Raw genomic sequence first — 24,264 nt, 5'->3', positions numbered from 1 at the left:
TTCCGGGGTGCTACCTGCGACGTGCGCGGGTCATGCCGTTGCGGGCGCCGCGGCGGTCGCGGCGGGCCTGCTCGCGGCGTTCCTTGCGGACGCCGTCGACGGACAGGGCCATCGCCACCCACTGGCGGTACGGGAGCTCGAGGACCTCGCGCGGCGTCATGCCGGGGAAGATCGTCAGGAGGTCGAGGAGGCGGGCGTCGATCTGGTCGTCGAGCCAGGGCTCTTCGCGCCGGAGGGCCGCGACCCGTGGTTCTTCTTTCCGCCCTTGCCCTTGCGCTTGCGCGCGGCGACGGCGGCGCCCGACTGGGAAACCGTCGTCGCTGACGTAGGGTCCTCGGCCTCGCCCTGGGCAGGGGCGTCGCGCGCGTCGCCGGGGTCGACGAGCATCGCTGCCAGGGGCCGGTCGAGGACCTCGTCCCAGGACAGGAACCGGCCGCGGTTGTGCTCGGACAGGAACTCGACCATCTTGAGGAACTCGACCTGCGCGGTCGGGTCGGACGTCTTGGCGTGGATCTCGTCCAGGGTCCAGCCGGTCTGGTGCTGCAGCGCGGCGACGTCGCGGCCGCGGGCGTCGTTGAGCGCGACGGCGCGGATCGGCTTGGTCTCGCCGTGGATCAGAATGCGCACTACGCGCCTCCCTTGGTCATCTCGGTGATCGCCGCGGCGATCGCCTCGTCGATCTTCTTCGCGGCCGCGTCGCGGCCGGCGACGGCCGGGCCCCAGAAGTAGGGCTGCCCGGCCTGGTGGACGTACTGCTCCCCGCCGAACACGGGGTGGCGGAACCGCTTCGCCTGCCACGCCTGCGCCATCGGCCCCGAGATCCGCCGGTCGGTGCGCACCGAGACGCCCTGCCGGGTCTTGCCCGTCACGACCCGGGTCTTGAGCCCGGCGCCGACCGCCTTGCGCATCCCTCGGTTGCGGTCGCGCGCGACCCGCTCGCGCTCCTCGTACACGTTGACCTTGCGCAGGTACGGCTTGCGCCCGTCCTTGGGGACGACGAGCCGTGTCTTGCTCCCGGTGACCGCGATCGAGCCGGGCAGTGCGCCGGCGAGGAGCTGGCGCTGGTCGGCGATGATGTCGTCACCGACGGTGCGCAGCTCACGCCGCAGCTGCCGGGCCAGCGCCGGCGAGAAGTCCTTGACCGCGGCGAGAACCTCGCGCAGGTTCGTCGTGTCGAGCTCGAAGTCGAGCCCGGCCGCTACCTGCGCGGCGGCCGAGCCCGACGACGCCGGTGCCACGTCAGAACGCCGTGTCGAGCGAGCGGTACACCGCGTAGACCGGCTCGGGGTCGGTGCCCTGCAGGCCGGTCCAGTCGTGCGAGACGGTGATGACGTCGCCGCCGTTGCCGGTCGGCAGGTCGCCGTCGAGGTAGATCGCGGGCACCGCGATCTGCAGGAGCGGCTTCACCCCGGGCGCGATCTCCGCGGGGCCCTCGAACTGGAGCAGCATCGTGAGCTGCTCCTGGTCGCGGTAGGCGTCGGTGAGGTCGCGGCCCGTGTACTCGATCTCGAACGACCCGGACACGCCGTCGTCCTTGCCGCCCGTGAACGCCGCGGGCCGCGAGCGCCGGCCGCCGTTGCCGAGGTTCCACCCGTTCTCGTCGAGCCCGTTGTCGAGCGCGACGGAAGCGGAGCGGACCGAGGCGAGGGGGGTGCCTGCAGACGCGGGCGCGGTGGCGGTCGGGGCGGTGAAGACGTCCCCGCCGACGTAGAGGCCGCCGTGCACGAACGTGAAGAGGTCGAACTCGGCGGCGTAGGACGGGGCGGCGTAGGGCTCGTCCATGGTGAGCTCGCGCGCGACCCACCCGGTCGTGACGGCGACGATCGAGTCGGCGGCCGCCTCGAGCGAGAGCGTCGAGCACTGCGCGCCGAGGTAGGTGTAGGCGTCCGTTGTGGAGGACCCCAGGCGCGGGATGCCCTGCTGGATCGTGTACGAGGGGCCCCAGTCCTCGCGCTTGAGGGTGTGCACCTGCTGGAACACGCCGGAGTCGGCCGCGGTCTCGGTGCTCGTCGAGACGCCGAAGAATGCGGCGAGCAGGTAGCCCAGGCCGCGGGTCGGCGCGTCGAGGGAGATCTCCCCCTCGGACGACCGCTTCACGGTCGCGCGCCGGTTCGCTCGTGCGACGCGCAGGCCCGGGCGCATGCCCGTGCCCTGCGCGGTCTCGACGGACTCCTTGAGGGTCGCGTCCGCCTCGAGGAACCGCGACGGCGCCGCGTAGGTGCCGTAGGTCGTCTCGCTGGCGAGCCCGACCGTGTAGTCGCTCTGAAGGCCCATGGTGGGCTACTCCTCTCGCTCGTCGTCGACGACGCCGTCGGCGGCGTCGTCCTGGTCGGGCGCCGCGTCCTGCCGGCGACGCTTCGGCTTCGGGTCGGCCGGCTCCCAGTCGGCCTGGCCCGCGAGGTGCACCGCCTGGGCGGGAGTCACCTCGATCACCTCGCCGTGCGCGACGACGCGGCCGACGAGCGGCAGCTCGAGCGCGCCGAGCGGGCTGACGTTCTTGAACTTGCGCACCGGGTCTCCTCACCTGGTCACGATCACGCGAGCCGCGTAGGTCACCGCGATCTCGCACAGCCGGCCTTCGCCGGCATCGGTCTCGTCGGTCGCCCCGTCGGACGTGAGCTCGTCCGAGAAGCACCACAGGGCGGCGCCGGCCATGGTCGGGTCCTCGCGCAGGTGGGCGTCGATCAGGCCGAGCAGCCCATAGGCGCGGTCGTGCGGCACCGCGTCGTCGGCGGTGACGCGGAAGCTGACGATGCTCACGTCGACGTAGACCGTGATCTCGCGGCGCCGCTGCGGGCTCGTGGTGCCCTCGCCGGGCGCGGCGCGCACGGCGTTGACCGAGACCGCGTCGGGCCACCGTGCGGGCCACACGAACCCGAACGCGACGTCGACTTCGTCCTCGGCGGCGGTCGCGAGCGCCGCGGCGATCTGGTCGTGCAGGGCGTGCTTGACGCTCGACGTCGCGGCGCCGAGCGAGGGGTACATGCCGACGCCGGTCGTCACGAGAAGCCTCCCGGCAGAGCGTGGTCGGCGATGAGCTCGGACACCTGGCGCGGGAGGGCGAAGCCCTGCAGCACGTCGACGTCGCGCTCGTTCGTGCCGGCGGCGCCGAGTCGCTTCGGCCCGAGCTTCGTCGGCCCGGCGAGGAACGCCGCGAGGCGCTGTCCGGCGAGGATCACGTCGGGCGGGACCGTGCTCGACGGGCGCGCGGTCGCGGTGACGACGATGCGCCCGGGCCCGAGCGGGCCGTACACGATGCCGGCGTCAGGGTCGGCGACGAGCGGGCCGACGTCGGCGCCGTCGACGGTGATGGTGTCGACGGTCGCGCACGGCCACGGCAGGACGACCGCGGTGCGGGTCGTCACCGCCGTGACCGCGTGCGTGAGCTGCTGCCCGTGCCACGGGCCGACCTTGTCCTCGATCTTGGACACCGCCGTGTCGGCGTACTGGTCGAGCTCGTCGGCGCGTTCCGCCGGCCACGACATGTCAGCCGCGACCATGGCGCCCGTGATCGGCCAGGTCGGTTCCGTGGCCACGGGTCAGTCCGCCTTGGGCTCGGCTGCCGCGGCCGCGGAGCGGCGCTGACGGCCCTTCGGCGCCTCGGCCTTCGCGGGCTCCGGGTCGGCCGGCGACGGGTCGGGCGTGGCCGGCGCGGGGGCGGTCGAGTCCGCCGGCGGGGCGTCGGGCACGAGGCCGCGCAGGCGCTCGTTCTCGACCGTCAGCTCGGAGTTCTGGGCGACGAGCTGAGCGTTCCGGTCGATGAGCTCGTCGACCGTCGCGGTCAGCTCGTCGACCGTCGCGGTCAGCTCGTCGACCGACGCGCGGAGCTCGGCGGCCTCTGCCGTGTTGGCGTCCTCGTCGTCGCCGTCGGGGTCGGAGTCGAGCGGGACGCCGGCCTGGCTGGACCAGTGCGCGATCTCCTCGTCGACGGCGGCGACGCCCTTCTTGTCGTCGCGCTGGACGTAGCCCTGGCGCTCGACCTCGAGGGCGGACAGGCGGTCGCGCGCCTCGGCGTTCTTCGCGGCCGCGGCGCGGGCGGCGGCGGCTTCCTGTCGGGTGGGGGGCATGGCTCCTCCTGGTGTGCGGGGTGTGCTGCGGATGCGTCGAGGGCCGCCCGCGGCGTGCGTGGGCGGCCCTCGACGGGATCGGTCAGAAGACCGGGGCGACCAGGCCGGTGCCGGTGATCTTCTGGTGCACGGCCTTGGGCGTGCCCTGCGCGTCGACGACGCGGTTGAAGCACGCGGCGTAGAACCCGTAGAGCACGAGGTCGATGCCGAGCCGCTTCGCCTGCGTCTGCTCGGCGCGGATGAAGAACGGCGCGGAGGGGTCCTCCCACAGGTGCGCCTCGTGCTGGGCGACCACGACGACGGCGTCCTCGTCGGTGCCCGTGCCGAGGTTGGCCGGCAGCGAGTTGTCCTTCACGACGCGCCCGCCGTTGGGCAGGAGCCCGGCGACGGGGGCGCTGTACGGGCCGCCCTCGTCCACGGCGAACGTGTTCGTCGGGACGCCGACCTGCTGGACGAACGGCTTCTGGTCCGTCGTCTCGCCGTTGAACCACGCCCACCGGCGCCCACGCATGAGCGTGAACAGGTCGTCCTCGTCGAGGTCGAGGAGCACGTCCTCGACGTTCGCGGCCGCGCCGAGGATCTTGCGGTACAGCTCGGCCGCCGTCGGGCTGGCCGAGGTGTACGTGAGCGGGTTCGCCACGGCGAGCAGGCCCCACGTCGGGGCGTTGATGAGCCGGTCGTTGAGCCGCACGTTGTACGACTTGAGCAGGTCCTCGAACACGATGTCCTCGGTGCCCAGGCCGCGCTGGGACGCCTGCAGCGAGATCGTCTGCGAGGCGCCGATCGTGCGGACCGGGACGGAGATCAGCTCGTCCTCGTAGTCCTGCTCGGTCACCAGGTCCAGCTCGGCGGCCTGCTCGCCCGCGTCGGTGGTCTCGGTCTGCCGCGGGATGTAGACCGTCATCCCGGTGTCGGGCAGGTCGTGGTGACGGCACATGTCCGCGAACTTGCGACCCGGGCGACCCTTCGGCGCGTAGAGATCGATGAGGTACTGCGGCACGATCGTGCCCGGCGCGACGCCGGTCGTGACCGCGCGCTCGACGACGTCGCCGCGCTCGGCGCGCTCCTCCTCGAGGTGGCGCGCGAGGCGGTCCCCGGCGGCCCGGTCGCCGCGGAAGTCCGCGACGACGTCGGACAGGAAGCGCAGACCCTTGGGGTCGGACTCCTTGGCGTAGGTGCGGGCCTCGGTCACCTTCGTGCCCGATCCGCCCCGGGTCTCGGCGCCGGCGTCGCCGCCGCCTGCACCCGTCGGCGTGGCGCGCTGCGCCATGCGGGCGATGACGTCGTCGGCCGCCTTCTCCTCCTCGAGCGCGCGCAGCTCGCCGTCGAGCGTCTTGAGCTCGGCGTCGATCTTCGCCTTGTTCTCGCGCAGCTCGGCGACGCGGGCCGTGTCGGCCTCGGTCGGGTTCTCCTTGCCGCGGAGCTGCTCGAGCTCGGTGGAGTAGTCGTTGCGCAGCGAGATGCGGGCGTTGATCTTCTCGCGTGCCTGGCTGATGAGCTTGTCGAAGTCCACGAGGACTCTCCTTCGTGTGGTGCCCACGCGGGGCGGTGTGCGGGGACGCCAGTCGACGGAGCCAGTCGGTCGCCCCAGGCCGTGGCGCGGGGCGCGCTCGAGCAGCGCGTGCGAGCAGCAGGGGTGTTCCGCCTCAGCGGAACGTGAGCAGCCGGGTCTCCTCGGCGCGGATGCCGAGGCCGAGCCGAGCGAGGTCGGGGCCGGCCTGCTCGCGCAGGTCGGGAGACCCCGAGGTGTGGGGGTTGGCGCCGTAGCCGACGATCGCGACGTCGCCGCGGTGGATGTCGTACCGCTGAATCCGGTACTCGGAGTAGTCCGGGGACCACTGGCCGAGCTCGATGCGGAACATGAACGACATCTCATCGACGAGCCCCGAGCGCAGCTTGGGCGCGATGTACGCGACGTCCTGGTCGCGCGGGTCGAGCTCGGGCGCGTCGACGTGCAGACCGGTCTCGTCCTCGCTGAGGGTGAGGGTGCCGTTCGTCGTGCGCGCGATACGGCGCAGCGTCTGGTGCTGCAGCACGAGCGGCACGTCGAGGTCGGACCGGGCGATGGACACCGCGCCGGCGCCCGCCTCGACGATCTCGGTGTACGGGCCGTACCAGTCCCACATCTCGTACCCGCGCTCGTACACCGAGGCGTAGCCGGTGAAGTCGGTGTCGTCGGCGGCGCGCAGCGACATCTGGGCGCCGGCCACGAGGACCGAGGAGCGCGAGCCCTGGGGCTCGGCGCAGCGGCGCTGTCGTGGCCGGTCGGCGCGCTGGGCGACGCCCTGGGCGCGCGCGTGCGCGGCGCGCGAGAGCAGCTCCGGATCCATCAGTTGTTCCCTCCCGTCGGGGTGGTCTGCGGCTGGCCCTGGCTGCGAGCGCCGAACAGCCGGTCAAACTCGGCGTACTGCTCCTCGGTGAAGGGCTCGCGGTCCTCGAGCGCGCGGGCCTCGGACGGCGAGAGCTGGCGCGAGTCGATCTGGGTCTTGAAGACGTCGGCCCGGGTCTGGGCGTCCATCGCGAGCACGGCGTTGCGGTTGAGCTTCGCGAAGCGCGCGGCGGGCAGGACGCGGTGCGAGATCGTGTCGTCGCGCCGCTTCACCGCGCCGCCGAGGTTCATCACGAGGAGCTGCAGGTTGCGCTGCGTGATGTTCGCGTAGGTGACCGACCCGGTCGACGTCTGGACGTCGACCATGTCGCCGGGCACGCCGAAGAACCGCGTGAGCGCGACGTCGGTGTACTGCATCTGCTGCAGGAACCCGGACTCGGCGGCCTTCGCCGCGAGCGGCTTGTACTCCCAGTCCTTGCCGGAGACGAACGGCTCACCGGCCGACGTCGACGCGAGGAACCGGTCCTTGACCTGTTGCGCCCGGGCCGGGTCGGGGATCTCCATCGAGACGTTGCGCAGGTGCGCGGAGGGGATCGCGCCGTTGGCGAACCAGTCCGTCGCGAACTGCTGAGCACCGGAGCTGCCGGCGATCGTGAGCGCGGCGTGCGCGATCGGGGACAGCCCGAGCGGGAAGCCGGGGATCGTGAACTGGCGCTCGTGCCACACGAACCGCGGGTCCGTCTTCTCGCCCGCGATCCGGTACTGCAGGATGCGCCCGTCGCGGATCGTGCACGAGACGTCGTCGATCTTGACGAGGTCGATCTGCGCGGGCCGGCCGAGGCCGTCGAACGCGCGGATCACACCGAACGCGTTGCCGTGCCCGTCGAGGTCCATCTGCCCCGTGCCCAGCCACTCCCCGATCGTCATCGGCTGGCCGTCGGCCCAGACCGAGGGGACCTGCAGGACGGGCGGGGTAGGGACGGCGACGTTGATCCTGCCGACCTTGCGGTAGTCGTCGACGGGCATGAGCGAGATCAGGTCTGCGCGTAGCCGCTGCGCAGCCCAGACCACCGACTGCTGTCGCGCCTCGGTAGACCGGATCTCGCGGCCGCGTGCGCGAGCGCGGCGCGCGGGGAGCACGATCTGCGTCGAGCTGGCCCGTGCGGTGCGGAACAGGCTCACGTCGTCGACTCCTTCCGCTCGGCCGTCTCGCGACGACGGCGGGCCGCAGCCTGCCGGTCGATCGTGTAGGACAGGGCCAGCAGGAGCAGCCCCGCGACGGCGAGCCCCGCGGCGAGGCTGTAGGTGCCCACGAGGACCGCGAGCGCCGCGATCACGAGCAGTGACCCGACCAGGTCGAGCAGGGTCGTCAGGTTCACGCGTCCTCCATCTCGGTCGGTCCGATCACGGACGCGAGCGGGTCGTAGTCGGCCGGTGCGCGGGTGACGTACCCGTGCCGGGCGAGCGTGACGGCGTAGAGGGCGGTGATGTCCTCGAGCGAGCGCTTGCGGCCCCACCGCCAGGAGTCCCCGGACGGCGCCTTGGCCGCGGCCTTGACCGCGGCGTAGAGCTCGGGGTCGCCGGAGTGCGTGAGGTTCGTCTGCACGACGTCGTCGTACAGGGCGCCGCACGCGGCGTTGAGCTCGCGGGCCCCGAGCTCGACGACCTCGAAGCCGGCCTTGCGCAGGTCGGGGGCGAGCGACGCGGCCGGACCGGCGCCGTCGAGCACGACGAGCCGACCCCCGAGGCCCTCGACCTTGCTCGAGCCGTCGCGCATCCGGCACGCCGCGTCGACGACCCACGCGGTCCCGACGTCCTGCCGCGGGACCTCGACCCACGCGCGCGTGTTCGGCGCGTCGGCCGCGATCGCGATAGTCGCGACCGAGCGGTCCGGGGCGACGTCGATGCCGTAGACCGGCGAGCCCGACCAGTTGAGGTCCTCGTCGGGCTCGAAGCACGCTCGCAGCGACGCCTCGGGGATGACCCACTCGTCGTTCTTCGCGCTCGGCCACCATCCGAGGTACGCGCGATCGAACTCCTCGGGCTTGTCGGCGAACGCCTCGAAGTCCGCTTGGATCGTGTCCTCGGTGACCAGGCCGCCGTTCAGGCCCGGGTGGTAGGTCCACCAGGTCAGCGGGTCCGCGCGGTCCGCGTCGGCCGGCGCGGCGAACTCGACGAACAACGTGCGCGAGCGGGTCGGCCCCATCGGGCCGTACTGCTCGACGAGGCTGTCGAACCGCGCGAGCTCGGCGGCGCGCTTGCCGGCGAGGTACAGCGACTTGGCATTGCCGACGGCGGACGCGACCATGAGCTGCGAGCCCGGGATCGTCTGCAGGGCCGGGCGCATGGCCTGCTCCACGCGCGCGTCGATGTGCGAGAACGCCTCGTCGATCACGCCCTTCGTCAGCGGCGGCCCGTGCCCGGAGTCCTCCTTGACGGCGTCGGTCTCCCACCGCGAGCCGGTCATGAACTCGATGTGCTCGTCGCCGGTCTTCGCCGACCAACCGGGCGTGCCTCGCTTCGCGTTGCCGACCCTGGTGTCGAGGAAGATCGCGAGCGCGCTGTCGCGGATCGGCCGGTAGAAGTCGCGCTCGAGGCGGTTGACGCCCATGAGCCGGTTCTGCGCGGTGTACCGCACGAGGGCGTTCGGGCGGAAGATGCACGTCTCGGCCTGGTCGGCGCGGACGAACGTCGTCTTGCCGATCTGGCGCAGGCCGATCAGGACCATCGTCCGGTACCACGGGAGCCCCGTCGCGGGGTCGATCTCGCCCCACACCGCGGACAGGTCACGCTGCCACGGGATGTACGGCGTGCCGAGCGCCTTCGCGACGCCGGCCTTGCGGCGCGCCGTCGTCTCACGGTTCGGGTTGCGTGGGGTCCAGCGGAACGGGACGAGGTCGGGCTTACTCGCTCCCACCGTCGCCGCCGGCGAGGTCCTTGAGGAGCTGCGCGGCCTGGTCCGCGACGGACAGGTCCGGGCCGCCGCTGACCGAGCGCAGGAGCTTCATCCACTCCTGGGCGCGGATCTGCATCGGCGAGAGCAGGTCGAGCCGGTCGACGCCGGCGGCCTGGTCCAGGACCCGCGCGTCGAGGCGCAGGATCGCCGACGCGGTGCGCTTCCATGGCGGCGACCCGACGAGGTCGCCGAGGTCCTCGACGATCGCCTGCTCGATCGGGCCGGGCGCGGCGTGCATGTCGATCGTCGGGACGGGCGCCTCGGGGTCGATCCGGACCGCGAGCTGCTCGACGTTCGCCTGCTCCTTCGTGCGCGCGGACGCGCTCCACCGGTGGTCACGGACGCGGTCGCGGTTCGCCGCGCGGCAGGGCTCGCACTTGCAGCCGCGCCGGTAGCGGGCGACGGTCCCGTGCTCGAGCTCCTCGATCGGCTTGCGCGGTCGGCCCACGATCACCCCCCGATAGCGGGCACCACCGTGCCCGGTTACTTGGGCCCTCGGGTGCACAGAAAAATATGGACAGGCGCGGGTCTCCGCGGCAGCCCTCGGCCAAAAATCGTGGCGCTGACCTGCGGCGACGGTCACGCTCTCGCGCTCTCGCGTCTCTTTGTCGCTTCGTTCACTCGTCGTCGAACACGCTCGCGGACCGACGTCGACGCGGTTGCTCGTCCGCCGCGGCGAGGCGGGCACGGGAGTGCCGAGCTCTGGCCTGCTGTGCCTTCCACTCGGCGCGGCGCGCGTTGGACTTGCGCACGTTGCACGTCAGGTGCGCGGGTCGCAGGTTCGACGGGTCCTCCGGGTCGCCGCCCTCCCACAACTCGACCTTGTGGTCGAGGCTCGGGCCGAGGGGGTGCCCGCGCCGCAGGCCGAACAGGATGACGCGGCTCGGGCCGTAGCAGTCCTCGACCTCGCAGTACGAGCCCGGCGGGCACAGCACCCGCACGAGCTCGCGCCACACGTGGCCAGTACGCCCACGCATGCAGACCCCCACCCGTCTCCGGTGCCCGCACGCGAGGGCCCTCAATCCGACCGGCCCATAGACTCCGGCTCATGGAGCGCCTGGATTTCAGCCTTCTACATCGGCACATGAACGACCCGTCGGGCTTGACGCGCCTGCTTAAGGCTCATCTCTGGCTCGAGACATGCGTCGACCGGGCCCTGAGCATCCACCTCAAGAAGCCCGACAAGATCAACATCGCGCAGATGAAGTTCAGCACCAAGGTCTCGTTATGCAGCGCGCTCGATGCGTTCGGCGAGGCGGAGCTTGCTGCGCTGCGTGCGATCAACCGGGTGCGGAACCGTGCCGCACACGATCTCCATGCTGAGTTGACGGTGTCCGAGTACAAGGCGGTAGAGGACGGCATCCAGGGTTTCGCTCGTCACCTATTCGTTTCCGCATGGTATGAACTGGACGAGCAACACCCACTCGACCGCCAAGCACGGCGGTTCTCGTGGGCGATCATCTTCCTCATCCACACGCTCGAGTACGCGAACGTCCGGGCAAGATGGCACCGCGAGAACAAGGCCTCCTACGACACATACATGCTCCTGCGCGCGCTACTCGAGAAGGACGGGGAGCTCAGCGAGAGCGAGGAGGCACGAGCCCGTGCGATCTCAAAGCTGCCACCGGGACCCGAACCGACTCACGTTTGGGCGAACTTTCCCGAGCTGGAGCGGCGGGGCACCGAGAAGCGCGGAGAATCGCCCGCCTGGGTCCCTGGCGACGGCCAGCCCAAGTTCCCCGACGGGCGGCCCGTGAATCCGAACGAGATCGTCGCGCTCGTTCGAGAACTCGGTTGGCCCGAGGGCAAAGCACCACAGAAGTAGTCGACAGGAGCGCAACACGAAACCCCGGCCGCAGATGATGCGGGCCGGGGCTCGGTTTCTGGGCACGACTGTGCCACCGAGGACGACACTAGACGACCGGGACCACCCCTCGCAACGAAGCGGGGAGCGTGTCGCGATCCACGGGCAGCCCTTCTCCCGAGGACTGGCCGTGACGGAGCACCTGGGCAACAGCGTCGACGGGCGTCTCGAGGAGCATGCGCACGTGGTCGCCGAGTGCACCGATTGTCGAGCGGTCCCACGTCGCGCCACACTCGATGCAAGCCGCCGTCGTCGGAACGAGCGTCACCCGGATGCCCCCGACGGCGCTGCACTCCGAGCACGGCACGTGCGGGCGCAGCGGCGGGTCACCCCACGTCGTCGCGACCCGCGCCCGGACCCACCACGCCCGGACCGAGCGGTCGAGCTCGACGAGGTCCGCCCACTCGAGGGTCGAGGCGAGGTCGGCCAGGCGCCATAGCCGACCCACGACGACGACCATGTCGGGACGCTCGACCCGGGCACGATCGATGGACCAAAGCCAGTGCCGCGACTCGCGCTGCACGAGCTCGATGACCGCAATCGTCTCGAGGTTCGTCGGCGGTCGCGACGACGGGCCGCGGGACGCCGCGCCCGCCGTCGAGCGGGACACGTCCGCGCGGAGCTGGTGCAGCAGCGACGGGTGCTCGATCCGCGTGACCTTGGGGACCATGCGCGTCGCGTCTTCGGACACCACCCACTGCGAGACCTCGGTCGTATGCGGCGCGGTCAGCTCGTGGACGCGGTCACGGATCCGGTCGGCGATGAGCTGCTCGGTCGTGCAGATCGTCTCGGTGCGGTGCTTGCTCATGGGGTGTTCTCCTTGATCGCGCGCTTCCAGAGCTCGTGTCGCTTGCGGGCACTGCCACACGGTCCGCATGGGTCGTCGGTTCCCCACGGTTGGTGACGGGAGCACCACGGCGCAGGTTCGGGCAGGTCGGCGAGGGCGGACAGGGTCGACGAGAGCGGGACGGGGACGATCGGGGCAGGCTGGGCGGGCGCCGCCTCCGCTTCGCTCCCCCTCTCTCCCCTTCCTTCCTTCTCTCCTACTACTCCCTGGGCCGAATGTCTTAGTTGCGCGGTTGCGGCTGATTCGGGGCTGGCAAAGGGCCAGCCCTCGAGGCGCAGCAGGAGGGCGCCGCGCGGGCCGTCGACGAGCGCCAGCCAGCCCGCGTCCCCGAGCGTGACGAGGTCGTCCAGGACGTCGTCGTCGGTCACGCTTGCGCTCGTCGGCCACACCGACTCGCGCACCAAAGTCGGGTCCGCCGGCCCCGTCCCCTGCCGGTCGACGTGCTGCTGCCACAGACCGAGCGCCGTCAGCCTCGTCCGCTCCGGGAGCGCCAGCATCTCCGGGTCCGTCAGCAGCCGCGACAGGCCGTGCGTGGGCGGCGCGCCGCGCCTGGATTCGGTCACCATTCACCAGTCCTCGGAAGATCAGGGCCCGCACGGTCAGCCACGCACCCGGGTCGAAGCGGAAGCACTCGGTCCACCCACGACCGTGCGGCAGGAGCTCGAGCGACTCCTCAGCCGACGCGAACGCCGGCTGCACGAGCTCGGGATGCGCGCGCAGCATCGTCAGCACCGCCCACTCGACGGCGTCCTCCGTGTCCCACTCGAGGATCGCCACGCGCCCGCCCGTGCCCGTCAGGCCCGCGAGCCGGTGCCGCTTCCACGCCCGACCCACCTTGACGACGCCGATCTCGTCCCACACGACGACGTAGGTCATCGCCCGGGCCGGGATCGTGAGCTTCTGCCCGCGCCGCGGCCGCCGGGCCGGAGGAGCCGCCGTCGTGCTCACGCGCCCGACTCGGGCTCGTGCTTCGTGTAGGCCACCTCGCGGACGCGGATCTCCTTCACGATCGCGAGGTCGACGAACACCGTGCTCTTGCTGACCCCGCCCGCATACACGTCTGCCTTGTCCGTGAGCCCGAGCTCGTCGGCGCGCTGCACGAGCTCGCGGAGGTCGCCGAGCTCGAGCCCGAGGGTCTCCGCACTGGCGTGCACCTCGCCGCCCGCGGTCCGCCACCCAGTCGCCATCACACACCCCCCTCGCCGCGAGCGCCGAGGGGCCAGAGCACGGTGACCGGGTAGACGAATGCCTCGGACGGCCAGGACTCGGAGAAGCCGGTCGTGAGCCAGGGGTACGGCCCGCCGGCGTTCTCGGCGACCGTGCCGGCGGCGTCGCGGATGACGGCGCGCGCCGGGAGCGCGTCAACCTCGGCCGGGGTGGTCAAGGTTGCAGACGCAACCTGGACCTCTGGCGCGGTAGGTCCAGGTTCGCCGGGCTCGAGGCGCACGGCATTCGCCTGCGCGATCGCGAACGAGCCCGGGTGCGTCGAGTACTCCGTCGTGCGCCAGATGTGCCCGCCCGAGCCCTGCGGGACGCCGACCTTGAGCGCGAGCACGACGCGCCCGTAGTCCGTAGTGCAGCGCACCGCAGCGCCGACCGGGAGTGCGTCGAGCTCCGCGGACGTGAGCGTGCGGGCGTTCACCGCGCACCCCCGGCCGCATGCGCCTGGCGGTGGGTCCAGCCGCGGAGCGCGGCAGCCGCGAGCGCCGCAGCGTGGCCGTACTGGTCGGGGTCGCCGGCGACGGCGTCGAAGATCCACGTCGCGTAGGTATTGATGTCCGTCCAGGTGACGTCGGGCGCGAGTGCGGCCTCGAGGTAGACCTGCGTCTCCTCGGCGATGTCGTCGAAGGCGAGGTGGGCGCGGAAGAGGTCGAGGGTGAGGGTCTCGCGGGCGTGCTCGACGGCGCCGAAGAGGGTGGCGATCGCGCGGACGCGCTTGATGACGGTGGTGTCGGTGTCGCGGGGCAGCTTGCGGGCGGGGTCGGGCAGGGTGGCGCACCGGTGCGCGGGGCGGTCCGGGATCGCCGCGCCGTAGAGGGCGCGGACGTGGAGCTGGGCGCACTCGTCGGCGGGTGCGGGCAGGGTGGTGGTCGTCATGCTGGGTTCTCCTCGGGGTAGGGCGTGCCGAGCCCGTCGCCGCCGGGCAGCGGGACGAGGACGAGGCGCAGGCGAAGCGGTCCGTTCGGGTAGGTGCGCTTGAGCCAGGGCCCCTCGACGCGGCCGTCGTGGTCGCCGAGGAGCACGCCGGCGTCGACGAGGCCGTCGATCAAGGGCTTGATGGTCGGGTAGAGGTTCGGGGTGTCGCGGCGTCGGTTGTCGGGGAACCGGAACTCGGCCCACACGCGCACGGGGTGCACGAACGGATGCGGGAAGCGGTGGTCCCGGCCGAGGACGCACCCGAGCTGCCGCCACGGCTTCACGGACCGAGCGAGGTGCTTCGTCTGGCCGCGGAAGTCGTTGACGTTGAGTGGCTTGCCCGGGAAGCGAGAGGCCGGGATCTCGAGAACGACGACGTCGTTCCTGAGGCTCATGCGGCCGCCGCCCGTGCCTGTCGCTGATGCGCGCTACTGTCCTGCCCATGCGCGACATCGAGGCCCTCAGCGAGCGGATCCGCGCCTTCGCCACGGCACGAGACTGGGAGCAGTTCCACACCCCGAAGAACCTCGTACTGGCGCTCGCCGGTGAGGTTGGCGAGCTGGCCGCGGAACTGCAGTGGCGTACCGACGCGCAGATCAGCGAGGCGGCGACCGTGGGAACCCCAGAGATCGCGAGGGTCCGCGACGAGATGGCCGACGTGCTGATCTACCTCGTCCGCCTCGCCGACGTACTCGACGTGGATCTCATCGAGGCAGCGAACGCGAAGATCGACCACAACGAGCAGCGCTACCCCGAGCACCTCGCCCGGGGATCGAACGAGAAGTACGACCGACTTCGCGACACACAGGAGTGACCCGTGACCGCCGTCCTCATCCACCCCTCCGGCGGCGCCGGTCGAGGGAAGATCAACTGGAGCAAGACCCTCGGCAACCCGGTGGACTTCACCGCCGAGGAGCACGCCCCGTTCCTCACGCCCGAGCAGCGTGACGCGCTCCTGAAGCTCCACCCCGAGGGGACGGCCAGGTTCTGGGGCACGTTCGACGAGCCGAACCGTGAGCGATACCTCCGCGAGACTGGTCCCGGCGCTGCTGTGGTCTTCACCGCCAGCAGCCACGCCCGTGGAATCGGCGTCATCGGCGCGGTCTTCAAGAATGCTGCGTTCGCCGACACACTCTGGGCTCCGGACGCCGACAAGGGCTCGTACGCGCTCGTGTACAGCGTGCTCGAGTTCGAGGAGACAGCCATCCCCTACCCCGAGGTCCGAACCCTGCTCGGGAAGGGCCCGGACTACCCGTTCCGACAGCTCGCACTCGCGACGGAGCCCGAAGCCCAGGAGTTCGGCGACGCGGTCGCCGCCGGCACGGCAGCCTTCGGGCAGGGTCTTGAGCTCGAAGCGCCCGTCGCTGGCGGCGGCGTGGTCCCCACCGGTGCGACCGCCCCGGGCAAGGTGACCGTGGTCGGGCAGCGGATCGTGCGTGATGGCGCAGTGGCTCGCTGGGTCAAGCGCCACTACGCAGACACGTGCCAGTTTTGCGGCACGACTCTCGCTACCCGCACGGGCACCTACTCCGAAGCCGCGCACATCCGCGCGCTCGGCGGCGGTCACGCGGGCGCCGACACGCCCTCGAACATCCTGTGCCTGTGCCCCAACGACCACGTGCGGTTCGACACCGGCGCGATCCACATCCACGACGGCAAGGTCATCGACACCCTGACCGGGCAGCCGATCGGCATCCTCGCCGTCAACGATGGTCACGACATCGACCTCGCCAACGCGCTGTACCACCGCGAGCACTTCGCAGGCGTCGTCTAGTCCAGCCGCCTGCTGTCCGCCGATGCTGCACCACGACGCCGCGGCGCACATCCCGGGATGCCACGTCGTCAACATCAGCGCGCGCTCCTGTCTGAATAGGTCGTGTGAGTGATCGGTGGCACAGGCGTCGGGTAGCAGCGCGCGCACGTGGGGCGCGGTGCGCCCGAGTGCTCACCGACGTGGTGGTCGGCTGCGCACGAACCGCAAGCGCCCGCCGACGAGAGGCGCATGTCGTGGTCTGGGCATCGCGCCCCGCGCGGAACGTTGAGGAGGGCACCCGATGACGCAAGCGCCCGCATGTTGGCGGCGTGCTCGTCAGCCGCTCGTCGGCGAGTCATGCCCGACGGCGCCGGAACGGAACGACCGTCGACGTCGCGGTGGCGCGCTGGTGCTCGCACGTCTCACCGGCTAGCCACGCCGACAGGCACGACTCCTCGATCGTCCAGCGGCCGCCCTTGACGCGCTGCGAGCCGTGCAACTCACCGGACTCGAGAGCGCGGCGGACCGTGATCGGGTGCTTGCGCCCCTCCTCCGCGGCCTCGGCGACGGTCAGCCGGACCGGACGCTTGGGCAGGTCCGCTGCCGGCGTCAGCGCCCGAGCGGCGATCACGCCGACACCGCCAGGTCAGGCGCGCGCTGGTCATCGGAGACGATTTCGAAGGCCTCGCCGAGTCCGAGACCGAACGCACGGCAGAAGAGGGCGATGAACGTCGCGGACGGCTGCGCGCCGTCGTCGACGCGACGGAGAGTCGTGCGGTCAACCCCGACGAGTCGGGCCTGCGCCTCCTCAGACGGGAGACTCCGCACCTCCCGGAGCCTCTTCGCGAGCCCGGGGCGGAGCCGGAGTCGAACTTCGTTCATGACTACCTCCGTTGCAGTCTGTCCGGTTGGTGCTGCAACCATGCATCATCATGGGGACAGAATGCAACACATGGGCACGATCGCCCGTAGTTTCGGGCGCGAACCCGCGCGTTCCTCTTGACGAGTGATGCAAAAGTGCATCACTGTTGGCCCATGAGCGCAGCCACCGAACGCCTTGAGCAGTTCTTCGACCGCATCTCGCGGGACTCCTCCCGCCGTGCGATCGCTGACGCTGCGGGCCTCGACCCGAGCACGCTCACGCGGCAGCTCTCGCGTGGGCGCGTGCCAGTTCAGACCGTCGTCGCGGTCTGCCGTGCCTACGACGCCGACCTCGTCGAGGGCTTTCTCGCGGCCGGCTATGTCTCCGAAGCCGAGGCCGAGCGCATGTCCTCCGGCGGCTCGCTCGAAGCCGCGACGGACGAGCAACTCGTCGGCGAGATCCTCCGTCGACTACAGGCTGGGTCCGCGAGCGCCACGTTGACCGAGCCGATCCCGGGACCGCAGCAAGACCTGGATCACGCCGAGGTCGTCGACTTCCGCGAGCGCCGACCCGAACTGCCGCCCCACGTTCCCGCGCACGTCGCGGCCCTGTATTCCGATGTGTCGCACCACGACGCCGACGTCGAACGAGAGGAACTGCCGTAGACCATGAAGCACCTGCTGGGGGTGGCCGAGGAACGAGGGCTGTGGGTCGAGTGGGACCCGCGCCTCGGTGAGAACTTGTGGGGGTACACGGACGTGCCCGCGCGCACTGTCGTCCTGAACTCGCGCATGGCGGTCACGCGCCAGAAGTACGCGCTCGCGCACGAGCTCGGTCACGCGTGGCACAACCACACATGGACGGGTCGGCCACACGAGGACGAGACCGCAGAGCGACTCGCCGATGAGTACGCCGCGCGCCTCCTGATCGACCCGGCCGAGTTCGTGCGCGCCGAGCAACTCGTTGGCCCGCACGCCGGCGCGATCGCGCTCGAGCTCGGCACCGTCGCCGAGGTCATCACGGTCTGGCAGCGCCTTCTGCGCAAGGTCCCCTGCGTCAGGTACGCGACACCGCTGCGCCGCACCGACCGGATCGCCTGATGGCATGGGTACAGCGGTCGTCGAGCGGCCGCTACATCGCGAAGTACCGCGACGGTGATGGCAAGGTCCGCACGGCCCCCGGGGGCCCTTCACCCACAAGAAGGCCGCTGAGCGTGCAGGCGAGGCCGCCGAGGCGACGTCAAGGTCGCTCGGGTGGCGCTCCCCCGATGCCGCGGCGCGCACGTGGGGTGACTGGTCTGAGGAGTGGTGGCGATCGCGCGACGTCGAGCCGTCAACCCTTGCGACCGACCACGGCCGCCGGGACCGGCACCTGATGCCGCGGTGGGGCGCGACGCCGCTCGTCGACATCACGCGCCACGACGTCAAGGCATGGGCAGTCGAGCTGCGCGAGGCTGGTCTTGCGCCGACGACCGTCCAGCGGATCGTCCACCTCCTCTCTGCGTCGCTGCACGCCGCCGTCGACGCCGAGATCCTCACCGCGAACCCGGCCGCGCGCCTGCGCCTCAACGCCGGCAAGGCCAGCGCGGAGCGATACCTGACGCACGACGAGGTCGACGCGATCCGCGCCGAGCTGCCCGACGCCGAGCGCGCCATGGTCGACCTGCTCGTCGGCACCGGCATGCGCTGGGGCGAGGCGATCGCGCTGCACAGGCCCCGCGTCGACCTCGAGCGTCGTGTTGTTCAGGTCGTCGACGTGTGGGACAACCGAGGCGGCGTGATGAAGCCGTACCCGAAGGGCAAGCGCACGCGCGACGTCCCGCTCCCGTCGTGGGTCGAGATCGACGAGCCCGGTGCCGGCACGTGCGGGTACGACCACGCCAAGGGCACGTGCTCGGGCAAGCTCGTCGTGACGACAGAGGACGGCTACCGGTTCGAGCAGTCGAACTTCCGCAAGGTGTGGGTCGCCGCCCTTGGCGCCGCCGGCGTGGAGCACGCCCGCGTGCACGACCTCCGGCACACCTACGCGTCGTGGCTCATCCAGGGCGGCGTCTCGCTTGCGGAGGTCGGCAAGCTCCTCGGGCACGTCTCCCCGCTCACGACGCAGAGGTATGCGCACCTCGCCGACGAGCCCTCCGCGACCGTCCTCGCCGCACTGGGAGACAGCGCGCCGCGCGCCACATCGCGACGTGCCGCACCCCTGGCTGACTCGCGCCGCGCGCACCTGCGAGTCGTGCGCTGAGGGTCTGGGCTCGATTTACTCGTCGAACAGCCGCTGTTGGTCGTGCCGCTCCGCCTCAAGGGATGCGAACGGATTGGGCAACTCGATCACTGCAACGTCACGTGGGTCGTAGAGCCAGTACAGGTTGCCTTCACGCTCCAGCCTGCCGCGTACCTGCAACTGGAGATCATCACCGTGTGCGGCGAGTGCATGGCGGTACTGCTCTGGGCTGAGACGGACGCGAGCCTTCCGTACTCCGGGCTCGCCTTCCACATTGAGCCTGATAGTCCGGACTTGGTCGCCGAGTTCTTGCTCTTTGCTTAGGAGTGTTACGTCGCCCCTGAGCACGACCTCGCGCGGCTCCATGTCCTGCACAAGCCGGGTCGCAAGACTGTCGAAGACGGCGGCATCCGGAGCGGAGAAAGTAAATTCCGACTTGCGGTTCGGTAGGACGAGGTCGCCTTCCCGCTCGACCTGCACCGCACACTCGCCATCACGCGCTAGGTCGGCGAGCGCCTTCGCGAGCTCGTGTGACAGCCCCTCCTCCTCCGCACCATCGAACGCATCAAGGTTTGGCCGGCGCTTGTACTCGCTCAGCCCTTCCTGCGCTGTCGCGAGCGCCGTCTCAAGTTTGTCAAGGATCGCGGCAGTAGAGATCGTCTCCGCACCGCGCTCGCGCCGATCCAGCTTTTCTGCGCTGGACCTCGTCGTCGGAATCACGGCGTTGGAAGGGACGTGCGCCGTGACAACGAAGCTCCCGATCTGCGTTTGGCCCATCAGGGTTTCCTCGAGGAACGCGCTTGCGATGAACGCTCCCCCATTACCGTGATACTTGCGCGGCGAACGGGTGGACTTTGCGGACGCACTGAGAGCCGCACGGACAGCAAGGAAGTGTCGCTCCCCGACGGGCCAGCGAATCACACCGTTGGGAAGGTCTGACTCCTTGTGCCATCTAGAAAGGTCCAAAGACGAAGTAAGGCTGAGCTCCTCGGCAGCCAGGTAGCGCGCACCCTTCTCGCCGAGCAGCGACTGGAGTTGCTCGTATGCGCGACCGAGCAGGACGGTGAAATCGGCCTTGTTCGGGTTCGTCGGTACGAGGATCTCTGAGCGCCCGTGGTCGTCCTCCCACACCTCAAACAACCCTGGAACGCCACCAACCGATCTCCATGAGAAAGCTTGTAACGTCCGCGTTAGTGGCTCGATCGTCTTCGGCTCGAGGCTCACGGGTGGCCCCCTTGACCAATCCTGCACATCATGTCGCACAGAGATTTGTCGTCGAAGATCTGAGACCGGGGGACCCGAACATTCACGTACTCAGTCTCACGCGCCTCGGCACCTCGGAGCGAGACCCAGTATGCGGCGTGGCGGACAGTTAGCGCATCGTGCGAAACGTCCACCCAGTCATCTTGCTCCCGTGGCTGGCTCATGGCGACGACAATCCGAGGGATCGTCACGTCAGTGCTGCGGTAGTAGTCATACCGAGCCCGACTTAGCCGTACCTCTACATGCTCACTGTTAACACCGGCGAACTGACTGGTCGCCTTCAGTTGCAGTTCGAGCGACGCTACGTGCCCGTGGTGGGTGTCGGCCCGGTGCGTAACCGTGAAGTCCACGCCCGAGTCGAAGCTATGGGTCAAGAGACCGCATCCAGCGGCAGCGGCGATGGCTTGCACGTAGCCGTTCTGCAGCTGTTCCATGTGGTTCGTCAGCCGCTCAGGCGAGCCGCGCAGGACCGCAGGGCGGTCAGACGGTTCGACTGCGAGCGACATGAGCCGCAGCGTAAGGGCTACGTTGGCGCGCCGCGAGGGGCTGTCCGCCACCTGAGCCACTTTCACCCGGGCGCTGTCGGCGCGTGCGTTGCAGATGCGTGGCAACTCTTGACCCTGTAGGGCTATGCTCGGCATCACCGCTACGAGCCAGGGAGCCTCAGAAATGCCGCCTGACCTGGATGGACATGACGTCGGCGCATCCCTCGTCGCGCGTGGCACCACTGGCCGGATCGCACTTTTAATCCGTAGGTTGTGGGTTCGAACCCCACGGGGCCCACCTCCTGGCCCGCGGACGCCCCAGCTCTCTCACGGCGCCACCCGGCGGACGGCCACGCCCTGGTGGACCGCCAGCCGGCGCCGCGTGCCCTGGTCAGCAGACGCTCAGGCCGTGAACGTCGCCCAGACGGTCTTGACGTCGTCGGTCCGGTACCAGCCGACGTCGAGCGAGAGCTGGCGGGCCATGTGCAGGCCGACGCCGCCCGCGCCGGGGATGCGGCGACCGGCGTAGACGGGCTCGGTGGACACGTCGTGGTCGGCGACCTCGAGGAGGAACCGGTCGCCGCTGCGGGCGAGGCGCACGATGGTCGGGGGCAGGCCGTGGCGCAGCGCGTTGGTCGCGAGCTCCGAGGCGATGAGGACGAGCTTGTCCGGCGTGGACGAGAGCCGACCGGTCGACGCGACGCCCTGGCTCTCGAGCGTCGCCACGAGGCCGGCGCGCAGCGCGGAGAGCTCCTCCGTCGTGGAGAGCACCCACTCCTCCACGAGCTGGTACTCCTCGGGCGGCATCGACGTGATGAGGTCGGCGTCGTCGAGGGGGACGTCGATCAGGGTCTGGTCGTCCACGCGGGGGTACCTCCAGCGGCTTGAAGGAGCGGAGCGGCCACCCTGACACGCGAACCCCCGGCCCGCACCCCGTCCCGCCCGGCTCACCGGGAGCCCGCCGGCCCGGCCACCGGGGCGGGCCGGTCAGCGGCCCGACTGCGGCCCGACGCCGCGCGTTCATCCCCCGTTGGTTGCGCGCGGGACGGGTGCGGCCGGACCGTCGGACCATGGCGATCGAGGACGAGGACCGCGAGATCGACGTCGTGGTGGAGCGGGTCAGCACGCGCTTCCCAGACGTGCCGGTGGAGGACGTCCGTGAGCAGGTGCTCGCGGAGCTGGGCCGGTACCAGGCCGCGCACGTGCGCGACTTCGTGCCGGTGCTGGTGGAGAACGCGGTGATGGACGTGCTGCGCTCGGGCGAGCGGGCGCACCGGCCGCCCCGCGGAAGCGTGCACCGCGACCGATGAGTCCGGGTGTGGGCGGCCGTCGGTACGTTCGCGGCGGGTCGATCGACCTGCCCCGACGACGAGGAGCTCGCATGTCCTTCCAGGCCTATCTCGACGCGGTCGAGGACAAGACCGGTCTGACCCCGCGCCAGCTGGTCGACCTCGCGCACGAGCGCGGGTTCGACGAGACGACGAAGGCGACCCCGATCCTCGAGTGGCTCCGGGACGACTACGGCCTGGGCCGCGGGCACGGCATGGCGATGGTCCACGTCATCACGAAGGGCCCGCAGATCTCGTCGAAGCACGTGGGGTCCGACGGCTCGCACCGCGACGACTCCGACACGCTGTGGCTCGACGGCAAGGCGACCCGGCCGGCCTGACACCCGGCGGGCCCGGCGCGGCCCTCCCTCGGCCCGCACGCCGGTGCCCGACGACGTCCCGGGAGCGGGCGTCGTCGGGCACCGGGGCGCGGGGCGGCTCAGGCGACGGGCGCGGTCAGAGCGTCCAGCGCTGGGCGTCGGTCTGGTTGCAGGTCCAGAGCTGGACCTTCTGGCCGTCGCGCAGGGGTGCGCCGCCCTGGGCGTCGAGGCACTTGCCGGACTGCGGGTTGCGCAGCGCCTTGGTCGCGGAGTCGTACGTCCACTTCTGCGCGCCCGTGCCGTTGCACGTGTAGATCCACACGGCGGTGCCGTCGGCCGTCCCGCTGCGCGCGACGTCGAGGCACTTGCCGAGGGCGCGCACCGTCCCGTCGGTGCCGCGCGTCCACTGCTGCGCCGCGTTGCCGCTGCAGGTGGCGAGCTGGACCTGGTTGGTGTCGGTCGGGTCGGCCCACGGGACGTCGAGGCACAGTGTGCTCCCGATGCGGAGCGCGCCCGTCCCGGTGGGCAGACCGCCGGGGGTGCCCGGCTGCTCGGTGCTGCTGCCGTTCCCGATGGGTGTCGCCGTGCCGGTGAACGGGTCGAGCTTGATGTACGCCGCCTGGGGGTTGCCGTCGTGGACGAGCGACTCGTGCGCGCCGACGTCGTCGAACGCGAACGCGTACGCCTTGCCGTTCGCCATCTGCTGGTGCGCGAGCTTCGCGTACACGTTCGTGCGGGCGTCCTGGTAAAAGCCCGCGCTGCTCGCGTCCGGCTGGTTCGGGTTCGTCAGCGCCGTGGTGCGGACGAGCGCGGCGCACAGGGTGCGGGCGATCGGCCCGACGACGTGGTCGTTGGGCGCCTGGAGGTCCTTGTGGCACCCGTACACGCTCGACGCGTCGGGATTCTTGAACGCGGCGACCTCCTGCCCGGACCCGTTCCTGAAGCGGAACCAGTCGCCGTCGACCCGGCCGCGGAACTGCGTGCCGGGCTCGTGGGAGAACGGCGTGACGACCATGTCGCGCGTGCGGTACGAGTTCCACACCTCGGTGACGTAGGAGTCGATCGAGGCCGACGAGATCTTGCCGACGTCGATCCCGTGCGACGGGTTGAGCGCGCGCAGGCGGCTCCCGTCGGGCGCGCGCTGCACGAGCCCGCCCCACCCCGCGCTCTCGAGGGCCGTGTAGAACGCCTCGTAGCCGTTCGGCTTGAGCATGCCCGTGCTGAGAACCTGCCCGTCGGCGCGCTGGACGCCCACCTGGTACGGCGCGGACCAGTGGTCCACCTGCGTGCTGTTGATCCACAGGCCGCCGTCGTTGAGCGTGTACTCGGTCCAGTTGAAGAGGATGTTCCGGTTGGGGTCGGAGTCGTTCTGGACGGCGGGCTGGACGAGCCGCCCGTCGAGCACGATCTGGAACGTCATCTTCTGGCCGTACGAGTAGTAGACGCGCCCGGACAGCTTCGGGAGCCGGATCGTCACGGACTGACCGGGGCCGGGGCCGGCGATCGACGCGTCGGGCGCCGGGACGGGCACGGGCCCGACCCCGCCGGGCCACGGGTGGAACGTGCCGCCCGCGTCCGCCCAGCCGGCGACGCCGTCGCGCTCGCCGAGGACGTACAGGTAGATCGGCCCCCTGCCCGAGTCGTTGGTGATCGTCAGCGGGATGGTCGCGGGGACCGCGCTCGCGGGCGCCGCCACGCCGACCAGCGCCCCGCTCACCGCGAGGACCGCGGCGCACAGCGCGGCCCACGCTCGTCTGCTGCTGTTCTTCCTGTCGTGAGGCATACGGGATCTGCTCCTGTTCGGTTGCTCCGTCGAAACCGGTCGCCGGACCGT

General features: G+C 70.9%; 35 protein-coding genes. 8 read left to right on the top strand and 27 right to left on the bottom strand.

Going from position 1 to position 24,264, the window contains the following annotated elements; all coding sequences use genetic code 11:
• Positions 1-10: 10 nt before the first annotated feature.
• From BJP59_RS01205 to BJP59_RS01135, 15 genes are all read right to left on the bottom strand, one after another.
• The gene (locus BJP59_RS01205) at positions 11-160 is read right to left on the bottom strand and encodes a hypothetical protein (protein WP_194521976.1); all 150 of its coding nucleotides are present in this window, start codon (positions 158-160) and stop codon (positions 11-13) included.
• A 14-nt stretch (positions 161-174) separates the two neighbouring features.
• Complete coding sequence (locus BJP59_RS01200; RefSeq protein WP_194521975.1) at positions 175-627, bottom strand: hypothetical protein; 453 nt, start codon at positions 625-627, stop codon at positions 175-177.
• Entirely contained in the window at positions 627-1,238 is a 612-nt protein-coding gene (locus BJP59_RS01195; protein ID WP_194521973.1) for a hypothetical protein, read from the bottom strand. Before BJP59_RS01195 ends, BJP59_RS01200 begins: the two co-directional genes overlap by 1 nt.
• 1 nt (position 1,239) lies before the next feature.
• The gene (locus BJP59_RS01190) at positions 1,240-2,274 is read right to left on the bottom strand and encodes a phage tail tube protein (RefSeq protein WP_194521972.1); all 1,035 of its coding nucleotides are present in this window, start codon (positions 2,272-2,274) and stop codon (positions 1,240-1,242) included.
• Positions 2,275-2,280: 6 nt separating this feature from the next.
• Positions 2,281-2,511 (bottom strand): hypothetical protein, encoded by a 231-nt coding sequence (locus BJP59_RS01185; protein ID WP_194521971.1) that lies wholly within the window; start codon positions 2,509-2,511, stop codon positions 2,281-2,283.
• Positions 2,512-2,520: 9 nt separating this feature from the next.
• Positions 2,521-3,003 (bottom strand): hypothetical protein, encoded by a 483-nt coding sequence (locus BJP59_RS01180; protein ID WP_194521969.1) that lies wholly within the window; start codon positions 3,001-3,003, stop codon positions 2,521-2,523.
• Positions 3,000-3,536, bottom strand: coding sequence for a hypothetical protein (locus tag BJP59_RS01175; protein WP_194521968.1), 537 nt, complete (start codon positions 3,534-3,536; stop codon positions 3,000-3,002). The genes BJP59_RS01180 and BJP59_RS01175 overlap by 4 nt, the downstream gene beginning before the upstream one ends.
• Before the next feature lie 3 nt (positions 3,537-3,539).
• A complete protein-coding gene (locus tag BJP59_RS01170; RefSeq protein WP_194521966.1) occupies positions 3,540-4,067 on the bottom strand; it encodes a hypothetical protein in 528 nt (175 codons plus the stop codon).
• 82 nt (positions 4,068-4,149) lie between these two features.
• On the bottom strand, positions 4,150-5,580 hold the full coding sequence (locus tag BJP59_RS01165) for a hypothetical protein (RefSeq protein ID WP_194521964.1): 1,431 nt from the start codon (positions 5,578-5,580) through the stop codon (positions 4,150-4,152).
• A gap of 133 nt (positions 5,581-5,713) precedes the next feature.
• Positions 5,714-6,397 (bottom strand): HK97 family phage prohead protease, encoded by a 684-nt coding sequence (locus BJP59_RS01160; RefSeq protein WP_194521963.1) that lies wholly within the window; start codon positions 6,395-6,397, stop codon positions 5,714-5,716.
• Entirely contained in the window at positions 6,397-7,578 is a 1,182-nt protein-coding gene (locus BJP59_RS01155) for a phage portal protein (RefSeq protein ID WP_194521962.1), read from the bottom strand. Before BJP59_RS01155 ends, BJP59_RS01160 begins: the two co-directional genes overlap by 1 nt.
• Positions 7,575-7,775 carry a hypothetical protein gene (locus BJP59_RS01150; protein ID WP_194521960.1) on the bottom strand — a complete coding sequence of 67 codons (201 nt, stop codon included), beginning with the start codon at positions 7,773-7,775 and terminating at the stop codon, positions 7,575-7,577. The genes BJP59_RS01155 and BJP59_RS01150 overlap by 4 nt, the downstream gene beginning before the upstream one ends.
• Positions 7,772-9,313, bottom strand: a complete 1,542-nt coding sequence (locus BJP59_RS01145; RefSeq protein ID WP_194521959.1) for a hypothetical protein — start codon at positions 9,311-9,313, stop codon at positions 7,772-7,774. The genes BJP59_RS01150 and BJP59_RS01145 overlap by 4 nt, the downstream gene beginning before the upstream one ends.
• Positions 9,300-9,806: a hypothetical protein gene (locus BJP59_RS01140; protein WP_194521958.1), complete on the bottom strand. Its 507-nt coding sequence runs from the start codon at positions 9,804-9,806 to the stop codon at positions 9,300-9,302. The genes BJP59_RS01145 and BJP59_RS01140 overlap by 14 nt, the downstream gene beginning before the upstream one ends.
• Before the next feature lie 163 nt (positions 9,807-9,969).
• Positions 9,970-10,329, bottom strand: a complete 360-nt coding sequence (locus BJP59_RS01135; RefSeq protein WP_194521956.1) for an HNH endonuclease — start codon at positions 10,327-10,329, stop codon at positions 9,970-9,972.
• A 71-nt stretch (positions 10,330-10,400) separates the two neighbouring features.
• On the opposite strand from BJP59_RS01135, the gene BJP59_RS01130 reads away from it, so the two are divergent.
• Positions 10,401-11,177 (top strand): hypothetical protein, encoded by a 777-nt coding sequence (locus tag BJP59_RS01130; protein WP_194521955.1) that lies wholly within the window; start codon positions 10,401-10,403, stop codon positions 11,175-11,177.
• A gap of 88 nt (positions 11,178-11,265) precedes the next feature.
• On the opposite strand, the gene BJP59_RS01125 is transcribed toward BJP59_RS01130, so the two are convergent.
• The 6 genes from BJP59_RS01125 to BJP59_RS01100 all read right to left on the bottom strand — a co-directional run bounded on the left by BJP59_RS01125 (position 11,266) and on the right by BJP59_RS01100 (position 14,594).
• The gene (locus tag BJP59_RS01125) at positions 11,266-12,024 is read right to left on the bottom strand and encodes a DUF7341 domain-containing protein (protein ID WP_194521954.1); all 759 of its coding nucleotides are present in this window, start codon (positions 12,022-12,024) and stop codon (positions 11,266-11,268) included.
• On the bottom strand, positions 12,021-12,626 hold the full coding sequence (locus BJP59_RS01120; protein ID WP_194521953.1) for a hypothetical protein: 606 nt from the start codon (positions 12,624-12,626) through the stop codon (positions 12,021-12,023). Before BJP59_RS01120 ends, BJP59_RS01125 begins: the two co-directional genes overlap by 4 nt.
• Positions 12,627-13,007: 381 nt before the next feature.
• Positions 13,008-13,250, bottom strand: a complete 243-nt coding sequence (locus tag BJP59_RS01115; protein WP_194521952.1) for a hypothetical protein — start codon at positions 13,248-13,250, stop codon at positions 13,008-13,010.
• Complete coding sequence (locus tag BJP59_RS01110; RefSeq protein WP_194521950.1) at positions 13,250-13,705, bottom strand: hypothetical protein; 456 nt, start codon at positions 13,703-13,705, stop codon at positions 13,250-13,252. The genes BJP59_RS01115 and BJP59_RS01110 overlap by 1 nt, the downstream gene beginning before the upstream one ends.
• Positions 13,702-14,160, bottom strand: a complete 459-nt coding sequence (locus BJP59_RS01105) for a hypothetical protein (RefSeq protein WP_194521949.1) — start codon at positions 14,158-14,160, stop codon at positions 13,702-13,704. The genes BJP59_RS01110 and BJP59_RS01105 overlap by 4 nt, the downstream gene beginning before the upstream one ends.
• Positions 14,157-14,594, bottom strand: coding sequence for a hypothetical protein (locus tag BJP59_RS01100; RefSeq protein WP_194521947.1), 438 nt, complete (start codon positions 14,592-14,594; stop codon positions 14,157-14,159). Before BJP59_RS01100 ends, BJP59_RS01105 begins: the two co-directional genes overlap by 4 nt.
• Before the next feature lie 47 nt (positions 14,595-14,641).
• On the opposite strand from BJP59_RS01100, the gene BJP59_RS01095 reads away from it, so the two are divergent.
• Positions 14,642-15,013, top strand: coding sequence for a nucleotide pyrophosphohydrolase (locus tag BJP59_RS01095; protein WP_194521946.1), 372 nt, complete (start codon positions 14,642-14,644; stop codon positions 15,011-15,013).
• A gap of 3 nt (positions 15,014-15,016) precedes the next feature.
• On the top strand, positions 15,017-15,973 hold the full coding sequence (locus tag BJP59_RS01090) for an HNH endonuclease (RefSeq protein WP_194521944.1): 957 nt from the start codon (positions 15,017-15,019) through the stop codon (positions 15,971-15,973).
• Positions 15,974-16,307: 334 nt separating this feature from the next.
• Here the strand turns inward: BJP59_RS01090 and BJP59_RS01085 are convergent, their stop codons facing one another.
• Both BJP59_RS01085 and BJP59_RS01080 read right to left on the bottom strand, forming a co-directional pair.
• Complete coding sequence (locus tag BJP59_RS01085) at positions 16,308-16,583, bottom strand: helix-turn-helix domain-containing protein (protein WP_194521943.1); 276 nt, start codon at positions 16,581-16,583, stop codon at positions 16,308-16,310.
• A complete protein-coding gene (locus BJP59_RS01080) occupies positions 16,580-16,834 on the bottom strand; it encodes a hypothetical protein (protein WP_194521942.1) in 255 nt (84 codons plus the stop codon). Before BJP59_RS01080 ends, BJP59_RS01085 begins: the two co-directional genes overlap by 4 nt.
• A gap of 153 nt (positions 16,835-16,987) precedes the next feature.
• Here BJP59_RS01080 and BJP59_RS01075 point away from each other — a divergent pair, with 153 nt between their 5' ends.
• The 3 genes from BJP59_RS01075 to BJP59_RS01065 all read left to right on the top strand — a co-directional run bounded on the left by BJP59_RS01075 (position 16,988) and on the right by BJP59_RS01065 (position 19,055).
• Positions 16,988-17,479 (top strand): hypothetical protein, encoded by a 492-nt coding sequence (locus tag BJP59_RS01075; protein ID WP_194521941.1) that lies wholly within the window; start codon positions 16,988-16,990, stop codon positions 17,477-17,479.
• Positions 17,480-17,482: 3 nt separating this feature from the next.
• On the top strand, positions 17,483-17,914 hold the full coding sequence (locus tag BJP59_RS01070; RefSeq protein ID WP_194521940.1) for an ImmA/IrrE family metallo-endopeptidase: 432 nt from the start codon (positions 17,483-17,485) through the stop codon (positions 17,912-17,914).
• A 274-nt stretch (positions 17,915-18,188) separates the two neighbouring features.
• Positions 18,189-19,055: a tyrosine-type recombinase/integrase gene (locus BJP59_RS01065; RefSeq protein ID WP_194521938.1), complete on the top strand. Its 867-nt coding sequence runs from the start codon at positions 18,189-18,191 to the stop codon at positions 19,053-19,055.
• Positions 19,056-19,070: 15 nt separating this feature from the next.
• Here BJP59_RS01065 and BJP59_RS01060 read toward each other — a convergent pair whose 3' ends face one another.
• The 3 genes from BJP59_RS01060 to BJP59_RS01050 form a co-directional block, all read right to left on the bottom strand.
• Complete coding sequence (locus tag BJP59_RS01060; protein WP_194521936.1) at positions 19,071-20,258, bottom strand: hypothetical protein; 1,188 nt, start codon at positions 20,256-20,258, stop codon at positions 19,071-19,073.
• Positions 20,255-20,803 carry a DUF4365 domain-containing protein gene (locus BJP59_RS01055; protein WP_194521935.1) on the bottom strand — a complete coding sequence of 183 codons (549 nt, stop codon included), beginning with the start codon at positions 20,801-20,803 and terminating at the stop codon, positions 20,255-20,257. Before BJP59_RS01055 ends, BJP59_RS01060 begins: the two co-directional genes overlap by 4 nt.
• A gap of 381 nt (positions 20,804-21,184) precedes the next feature.
• A complete protein-coding gene (locus BJP59_RS01050; RefSeq protein ID WP_021479821.1) occupies positions 21,185-21,646 on the bottom strand; it encodes an ATP-binding protein in 462 nt (153 codons plus the stop codon).
• 206 nt (positions 21,647-21,852) lie between these two features.
• Here BJP59_RS01050 and BJP59_RS01045 point away from each other — a divergent pair, with 206 nt between their 5' ends.
• Entirely contained in the window at positions 21,853-22,092 is a 240-nt protein-coding gene (locus BJP59_RS01045) for a three-helix bundle dimerization domain-containing protein (RefSeq protein ID WP_144681878.1), read from the top strand.
• 71 nt (positions 22,093-22,163) lie between these two features.
• Complete coding sequence (locus BJP59_RS01040) at positions 22,164-22,451, top strand: DUF4287 domain-containing protein (protein WP_034651273.1); 288 nt, start codon at positions 22,164-22,166, stop codon at positions 22,449-22,451.
• Positions 22,452-22,566: 115 nt separating this feature from the next.
• Here the strand turns inward: BJP59_RS01040 and BJP59_RS01035 are convergent, their stop codons facing one another.
• Entirely contained in the window at positions 22,567-24,213 is a 1,647-nt protein-coding gene (locus tag BJP59_RS01035; protein ID WP_194521934.1) for a glucan endo-1,3-beta-glucosidase, read from the bottom strand.
• Positions 24,214-24,264: the final 51 nt, after the last annotated feature.

Origin of the sequence: Cellulosimicrobium sp. JZ28, from assembly GCF_015327065.1 — a bacterium.
GTDB lineage: Bacteria > Actinomycetota > Actinomycetes > Actinomycetales > Cellulomonadaceae > Cellulosimicrobium > Cellulosimicrobium funkei.
Note: the sequence above shows the minus strand (reverse complement) of the source record. Positions and strands in the feature narration are given on the sequence as shown.

Bases quoted from the DNA above. Each gene is read 5' to 3' on its own strand.
- BJP59_RS01125 (WP_194521954.1), bottom strand. From the start codon at position 12,024: ATGAGCAAGCACCGCACCGAGACGATCTGCACGACCGAGCAGCTCATC.
- BJP59_RS01055 (WP_194521935.1), bottom strand. From the start codon at position 20,803: ATGTCGCTCGCAGTCGAACCGTCTGACCGCCCTGCGGTCCTGCGCGGC.
- BJP59_RS01095 (WP_194521946.1), top strand. From the start codon at position 14,642: ATGCGCGACATCGAGGCCCTCAGCGAGCGGATCCGCGCCTTCGCCACG.
- BJP59_RS01115 (WP_194521952.1), bottom strand. From the start codon at position 13,250: ATGGCGACTGGGTGGCGGACCGCGGGCGGCGAGGTGCACGCCAGTGCG.
- BJP59_RS01100 (WP_194521947.1), bottom strand. From the start codon at position 14,594: ATGAGCCTCAGGAACGACGTCGTCGTTCTCGAGATCCCGGCCTCTCGC.
- BJP59_RS01135 (WP_194521956.1), bottom strand. From the start codon at position 10,329: ATGCGTGGGCGTACTGGCCACGTGTGGCGCGAGCTCGTGCGGGTGCTG.
- BJP59_RS01190 (WP_194521972.1), bottom strand. From the start codon at position 2,274: ATGGGCCTTCAGAGCGACTACACGGTCGGGCTCGCCAGCGAGACGACC.
- BJP59_RS01075 (WP_194521941.1), top strand. From the start codon at position 16,988: ATGAGCGCAGCCACCGAACGCCTTGAGCAGTTCTTCGACCGCATCTCG.
- BJP59_RS01045 (WP_144681878.1), top strand. From the start codon at position 21,853: ATGGCGATCGAGGACGAGGACCGCGAGATCGACGTCGTGGTGGAGCGG.
- BJP59_RS01205 (WP_194521976.1), bottom strand. From the start codon at position 160: ATGACGCCGCGCGAGGTCCTCGAGCTCCCGTACCGCCAGTGGGTGGCG.
- BJP59_RS01065 (WP_194521938.1), top strand. From the start codon at position 18,189: ATGCCGCGGTGGGGCGCGACGCCGCTCGTCGACATCACGCGCCACGAC.
- BJP59_RS01035 (WP_194521934.1), bottom strand. From the start codon at position 24,213: ATGCCTCACGACAGGAAGAACAGCAGCAGACGAGCGTGGGCCGCGCTG.
- BJP59_RS01160 (WP_194521963.1), bottom strand. From the start codon at position 6,397: ATGGATCCGGAGCTGCTCTCGCGCGCCGCGCACGCGCGCGCCCAGGGC.
- BJP59_RS01070 (WP_194521940.1), top strand. From the start codon at position 17,483: ATGAAGCACCTGCTGGGGGTGGCCGAGGAACGAGGGCTGTGGGTCGAG.
- BJP59_RS01040 (WP_034651273.1), top strand. From the start codon at position 22,164: ATGTCCTTCCAGGCCTATCTCGACGCGGTCGAGGACAAGACCGGTCTG.
- BJP59_RS01130 (WP_194521955.1), top strand. From the start codon at position 10,401: ATGGAGCGCCTGGATTTCAGCCTTCTACATCGGCACATGAACGACCCG.
- BJP59_RS01080 (WP_194521942.1), bottom strand. From the start codon at position 16,834: ATGAACGAAGTTCGACTCCGGCTCCGCCCCGGGCTCGCGAAGAGGCTC.
- BJP59_RS01105 (WP_194521949.1), bottom strand. From the start codon at position 14,160: ATGACGACCACCACCCTGCCCGCACCCGCCGACGAGTGCGCCCAGCTC.
- BJP59_RS01170 (WP_194521966.1), bottom strand. From the start codon at position 4,067: ATGCCCCCCACCCGACAGGAAGCCGCCGCCGCCCGCGCCGCGGCCGCG.